This window comes from Monashia sp. HAY1-2A (genome assembly GCF_056755315.1).
On the sequence record NZ_JBNDHY010000407.1, the window covers coordinates 1 to 273 of the forward strand.

1 protein-coding gene is annotated in these 273 nt (G+C 54.2%); it reads left to right on the top strand.

Annotation, left to right across the window (positions count from 1 at the left end; genetic code table 11):
- Nucleotides 1-200, top strand: a 200-nt coding sequence (locus ACPYOM_RS22500; RefSeq protein WP_481347665.1) for a cytochrome c oxidase subunit 3, incomplete at its 5' end; no start/stop codon positions are given.
- Nucleotides 201-273 lie beyond the last annotated feature (73 nt).

Here is a 273-nt window from a genome sequence, read left to right on the forward strand (position 1 = left end):
CCTTCTACATGACCACGGGCTTCCACGGCCTCCACGTCATCGGCGGCCTGATCGCTTTCCTCTTCATCATCGGTCGTGCATTTGCGGCCAAGAAGTTCGGACACTTTGAAGCGACGTCGGCAATCGTCACCTCGTACTACTGGCACTTCGTTGACGTTGTTTGGATTGGCCTCTTCCTGGTCATCTACGTCCTCAAGTAAGCCCGGCTTGACTCTTTTTCTACAAGAGGCAGAATTTCAAGAAGCGGCTCACGGAGCCGACGCAGGATCGAAT